Below are 6,017 nucleotides of genomic sequence, written 5' to 3' on the forward strand. Positions count from 1 at the left end.
GAGAGTAAATAGTTAAGTGATTTGTTATTCGCTTAATTCCTGCGCTCTTTCTCTGGCAGCGTCCTTCAAGTTTGCCCTTACTGAGAAAATTACTACTAAGACAGTAGCAACTATCAACACGCAGAAAATAGGATGATTATAAAATGGATCACTCGATGCCAATTGCGAGACCCTGCGTAGATTCTGCTCAAACGTCGGGCCAAGTATAAAGCCTAAAATCATAGGCACTGTAGGAATCTTTGCCTTAATCATCAAGTAAGCCATTAATCCAAAGCCTACCATTATATAAGTGTCAAATAATTGATTAGCGTTCCCGATTGCACCTATTCCGCATAAGACCATTACAATGGGCAGTAAATAATTTTTCGGAATCTTAAGCACTGACACAAAGAATCTCATCCCCCAGAGCATGAATAACAGCATAAATACAGCAGCCACTAACATCGCAGTAAAAATCGCATAAACGACAGCTCCGTTTTTCTCGTAAATCAATGGGCCGGGAGCGACGTTGTGAATCATTAAGCCGCCTAATAACATAGCTGTTGCAGGATCTCCGGGAATTCCCAGCGATAATAAGGGAATGACAGCTCCGCCGATTGTTGCGTTATTTGCAGTCTCAGAAGCGACGACTCCGTCCATTATGCCTGTGCCGTATAGTTCCCTGTGCTTTGATGTATTTTTCGAGACAGTATAAGAGATCATGCAGGAAACTCCGCCGCCTATTCCGGGCAAAATTCCGATTCCTACTCCGATTAAAGCCGAGACTATAGCATTTGGAATCTGCGCAAGAAATTCAGCAAAAGTGAATCCCGCTCCCTTCATTTTGACGTTCTCATCAACTGTGAAATCTTGTTTTTTCCGGACTGATTCAGCAAATGACATTACTTCAGAAATCGCGAATAAACCTATTAATAACACGACTAATGCAAAGCCATTATTTAACTGGAATAAATCAAACGTGAATCGAGGCCGTGAATCAATAGGCGCGAGTCCAACTGTAGCAAGTAAAGCACCTAATACAGCACTAATTAAACCCTTGGGCATGTCCGTACCAGTTAAGGCAACGACCATACTTAACGAGAATAAAGCCAGCGCGCAATATTCATAGGCCTGAAACTTTAAAGCAAATGCACACAACACAGGAGCAAGGACGATTAATATAGCGATTCCTATTAGAGTCCCGACGAATGAGAATACAACGCCAGTCCCTAAAGCACGCCCGGCTTGGCCTTTATTAGCCATTGGCTTCCCGTCAAAACACGTAGCAACTGACGAGGGAGTCCCGGGAATGTTCAACAATATAGCCGAAATCAAGCCGCCCGAAATTCCGCCGATATACAGGGCCATTAACATAGCGATTCCCTGTGATGCCGACATTGAATAAGTAACGGGTAAAAACATTACTATTGCCATAGTCGCAGTGAGTCCGGGAATTGCTCCGAAAATTATTCCGACGGCGACTCCGATTGCTATCCATAAAATTGTAAGAGGCTGACAGACCGCTAAAATTCCTTCAAGTATCATGATTCGCAAGCCCCCTTATAATCCAAATCCGAAAATACCGACCGGCAATAATACATTTAACATGACTCTGAAAATATAGAATAACAAGAATCCCGTTATAATTGCCGTGATTAAGGCAGGAACGAAATTTTTAGCCCACTTTTCGACCGGAGTCAATATCAAAATCTGCACAAATGTATATATACAAGTAGTTATTACAAAGCCGATTGACTCCATAAAGCCGACATATAAGGCAAGTGCAATAAAGCTAAATATTACCTCGCGTTTCTCCCAGAGTGCCGCAAATAATGACTCGCCTTCAGGAAGTGCATTTAACGCTTTGAGCCTTCTATACTTGAGAATCCCCCTGATTATGAGCCACACACTTAATGCAAGCATAGACCCGCCCCAGAGCCAAGGAATAAAATGATTCGTCAAAGGAGTCGCACCTAAACTCTTAAAGACTCGAATTCCCGAAATTTTTGACATGTAAAATATTGCGAATACAGCTAAAACTATTCCGGGGATAATATCCAGTTTATATTGTTTATCCTTTTTCATAGCTTGGCCTCCGGTCTGCCCTGCCATTTTTCGTGATTGTAGACGCTTTTATCAGCAACAAACGGCCATTTATTACCCTTCAGAATCTCAACACAGCCCCTAACACACATTAAAGCCATTTTTATAACGGCCTCGCGAGTCTGGGCTGCTGAATGAGGACTCACAATTAAATTTTTGCAGTGTAATAACGGGTAATCGGGCTTAATAGGTTCTGCACAAAAAACGTCTGTAGCTGCTCCGGCGATCTCGTTATTATTCAAAGCGTTAATTAAATCTGTCTCGTTAATGATCCCCCCGCGGCTGCAATTTATGATTATTGCTGTATTCTTCATTTCGGCGAAATTTTTTGCGCTAATCATGTCGCGAGTCTCATCTGTCAAAGGCACATGAATCGTAATAATATCTGAATCGCGTAATAAAGCCTCATAATCAGCGTAATATTTTGCTCCGAGCGACTCTATTTTTTCTTGACTCAAAAATGGATCATAGCCGGCGATTTTCATTCCTAAAGCCTGACAGATTTTAGCAGCTTCACGGCCGATTGCTCCGAGTCCTATAACTCCAACGGTTTTGCCCTCAAGCTCAAAAGTTTTCTTTGCGCCTCGAATCTCCCAGTTACCTTTGCGAGTTTCAGAATCTGACTCAAGCAAATTTTTAGACAGCGCGAACATCATAGCAACGGCGTGCTCTGCTACACTGCGATTATTTGCGCCGGGAGTAATTACAACGGGGATTCCTTTTTCTGCTGCTTTCTTAACGTCAATTGCGTCATAACCGACTCCAGTTTTGCCAATGACTTTAAGATTTGGGCTGTTCTCGATTGCGTGAGAATCACAACTTGCGACTCTAACTATTAATGCATCAGCGTCCGCCATCTTGTCGAGATAATTATTTGGATCCGGATTATCAGCCGAGTAAATTTCAGTGAAGAGTCCGGATTCCTCAAGTGCTTTAATTCCTTCAGGGCAGACTGATTGAGTCATAACTATTTTCAATTTTATTTGCTCCCTCCGGCGAGTCTGATTCCGTAGTCCATTGCATTAACGAGACTCAAAGCATTAGCTCCGCCGTCTCCTGCATGGCCGAATCCTGTCCCGTGATCAACACTTGCGCGAATAATCGGGAGTCCGAGTGTTACATTTATCCCGGCAACTGCTTCCCAGTGATGTTCATTCTTGTTATAGACAAAGCCTTTAACTTTCAGGGGGATATGACCTTGATCGTGATACATGACGACTACAATATCGTACCAGCCGCCGAGTGCCTTGCTGAAAACAGTATCAGGGGGAGTCGGTTTCTTTTCGGGAATATTAACGCCCTCGCTCATTGCCTGATCTATAGCGGGTTGGATCTCGTCAATTTCTTCACGGCCGAACATTCCATCTTCTCCGCAATGTGGATTAAGCCCGGCGACTCCGATTTTAGGATTATCGATTCCGATTGCCTTCATTGCGTTATTTGCGAGCCTGATACAATCTAAGACTCTTTCTTTCTTGACTCTGTCGCAGGCCTCTCTTAATGAAACGTGAGTCGAGACGTGAATAACTCTCAAATCTTCATGAGCTAACATCATCGCGTATTTTTTCGTCTTAGTCTCATCGGCGTAAATTTCTGTATGACCTGAATAATGATGCCCGGCCATGTTAATAGCTTCTTTGCTTAGTGCGTTAGTAATAGTAGCGTCGACTTCTTTATTTAGTGCCATGTGAATAACTTTCACGACATACTGATAAGCAGCCTCACCGCCTAATTTTGTAGCACCGACTCCGAACGGCTTGGGATTATTGCAGTCTCCGGGAATATCAGAAGGCTTAATTATTCCCATGTCATAAACGTCAATAGTCCCGAACTCAAATTTTGCGTCCTTAACATCTTTAACGGGATTAATTTTAACGTCAATATTTGAAACTTTCTTAGCGACTTTTGCGGCGTATTCCATGCTTGAGACATCACCGACAACAAGGGGCTTGCAGCGGTCATATACGGATTTATCGGCAAGTGCTTTTACTGTGATTTCCGGCCCATTTCCGAACGGGTCGCCCATGCTGATTCCTAAAATTGGTCGTGTCATGATAAAAATTTTCTCCTTCTCACAAAAAAATTAGTGCAGTCCGTTAGCTTTGCAGGTCTCAAGAGTCTTCTTTAGTGCGTCCATACCTTCAGGAGTTATCTTGCTGAATGGTCTTCTGCACGGGCCGACGGGATTCCCTAATAAACCTGCGGCGAGTTTTACAAGTGTATTCGGGTTGCCATATTTGAAACAATTGCGGAAGATTCTTATACTGTCCTGAACTTTTTTCGCGCGTTCCATGTCGCCGGCCTCAAAAGCCTCATAAATTTCTACCATTGTGCGGGGGAAGACATTTGCACAGCCTGCGATTCCTCCCTTACCTCCGAACACTAAAGCCGGGAGAATAAGCGAGTCATTTCCTGACAAAACACTGAAATCTTTGCCGATATTGCTTGTAAGCTCGATATATTGTTTCATGTTGTCAAAATTTCCGCTTGAATCTTTCGCACCTAAAATATTAGGGACATCTTTAGCGAGTCTTGCTACTGTTGCGGGTGCTAAGGCGTTGCCAGTTCGTGCAGGAATGTTATAGAGAACTACGGGGATTTTCACGGACTCTGCGACTGCTTTAAAATGGTCGTAAAGCTCATCCTGTGAGGCTGCGGCAAAATAAGGGACGATTACAGATAATACATCTGCGCCGATCTCTTCAGCTTCTTTGCTAAGTGTAATAGTTTCTTTCGTGGTCGGGCAGCCTGTACCGGCATAAACGGGGACTCTCTTCTTGGCCTCGTCAACTACATTTTTTAATATCTCAACTTTTTCCTTATGACTGAGCGCGTATGCTTCTCCGTTAGTTCCGAGCGCAAAAACTCCGCTGACTTTAGCGTCTATCATTCTGTTAATTTGATTGCGTAATTCACCGTAATTAATGCTCTCGTCTTCATTCATGGGCGTTAAAATGGGCGGGATAATTCCTTTAATGAGCGTCATAATAAAATCTTCCTCCTAATAAATAATTACATAATTTCAAGATAAATTTTCCTTGCGTCTTCGGGAGTAACTTTTTTGCGGTTATTGACGAGTAGACGCGTTACTTGCATACCGGACTCTACAAGTGAGTCTAAATCGCTTTCAGGGACTCCGAACTCCTTTAAACTCTTGGGAATGTCCAAATGCTTTACTATTTCGTCAAGTTTTGCGATAACGGCCTGACTCTTTGACTCTTCTGTTGATTTATCGCCTTTAATGCACCTGTTATAGACTTTAGCAAACAAGCTCCGGCACTCGGACTCGTTGAATTTCATAACGGGAACTAATAAAATCGCGTTTGATACACCGTGAGCAATATGATATTTGCCGCCTAATGGATAACTAAGAGCGTGAACTGCTGTAGTTCCTGATGCTGTAATAGCGACTCCGCCGTAAAAGCTCCCTATTTGCATATTTAATTTTGCTTGCATAGCTTCGGGATCATCACAGGCCGATATAATACTATTAAGAATTAAATCAAGTCCTTCAAGCGCAAAAGTATCACTAAAGGGGTTAGCTTTGTTACTCGTGAAGCATTCTATACAGTGTGCGAGTGCGTCAATTCCTGTAGCTGCTGCAATTTTACGAGGCAATTTTTTTATCATTACAGCGTCAAGAATTACATAATCTGAAATCATAGCATTATTTACGATTCCGACTTTGAGCTGCTTTTCGGGAACTGCGACAATTGCATTAGGTGTAGCCTCGCTGCCTGTTCCTGCTGTTGTAGGAATGACAAGAGTCTTGATATATTTTCGTGCTCGTGAAGGGTGTACTGGTCAAGTATTTTTGTAACACCTGCGGCTAATTTTTCCCCGTGCTTCAAACGGTGTCTTTTGGTTGTTGTATGTATGAGGACGAACATGATTGTAATGTACATACGCAAACTCTTCTACTGCTTGATAAAGAC

General features: G+C 42.8%; 5 protein-coding genes and 1 pseudogene. All 6 read right to left on the reverse strand.

The genetic code is table 11. The features are described 5' to 3' along the window. Positions 1–24: 24 nt before the first annotated feature. Positions 25–1,524 (reverse strand): tripartite tricarboxylate transporter permease, encoded by a 1,500-nt coding sequence (locus tag IJS99_10865; GenBank protein ID MBQ7562309.1) that lies wholly within the window; start codon positions 1,522–1,524, stop codon positions 25–27. A gap of 15 nt (positions 1,525–1,539) precedes the next feature. After that, positions 1,540–2,064 (reverse strand): tripartite tricarboxylate transporter TctB family protein, encoded by a 525-nt coding sequence (locus IJS99_10870; protein MBQ7562310.1) that lies wholly within the window; start codon positions 2,062–2,064, stop codon positions 1,540–1,542. Next, positions 2,061–3,047 carry a hydroxyacid dehydrogenase gene (locus tag IJS99_10875; protein MBQ7562311.1) on the reverse strand — a complete coding sequence of 329 codons (987 nt, stop codon included), beginning with the start codon at positions 3,045–3,047 and terminating at the stop codon, positions 2,061–2,063. The genes IJS99_10870 and IJS99_10875 overlap by 4 nt, the downstream gene beginning before the upstream one ends. A 14-nt stretch (positions 3,048–3,061) precedes the next feature. Next, entirely contained in the window at positions 3,062–4,135 is a 1,074-nt protein-coding gene (locus IJS99_10880; GenBank protein ID MBQ7562312.1) for a 4-hydroxythreonine-4-phosphate dehydrogenase PdxA, read from the reverse strand. Between the two features lie 30 nt (positions 4,136–4,165). After that, positions 4,166–5,068, reverse strand: coding sequence for a 4-hydroxy-tetrahydrodipicolinate synthase (gene dapA, locus IJS99_10885; GenBank protein MBQ7562313.1), 903 nt, complete (start codon positions 5,066–5,068; stop codon positions 4,166–4,168). 26 nt (positions 5,069–5,094) lie between these two features. Then, positions 5,095–5,862: pseudogene (locus IJS99_10890) on the reverse strand (iron-containing alcohol dehydrogenase). Positions 5,863–6,017 lie beyond the last annotated feature (155 nt).

It is taken from the genome of Synergistaceae bacterium (assembly GCA_017444345.1).
Lineage (GTDB): Bacteria > Synergistota > Synergistia > Synergistales > Aminobacteriaceae > JAFUXM01.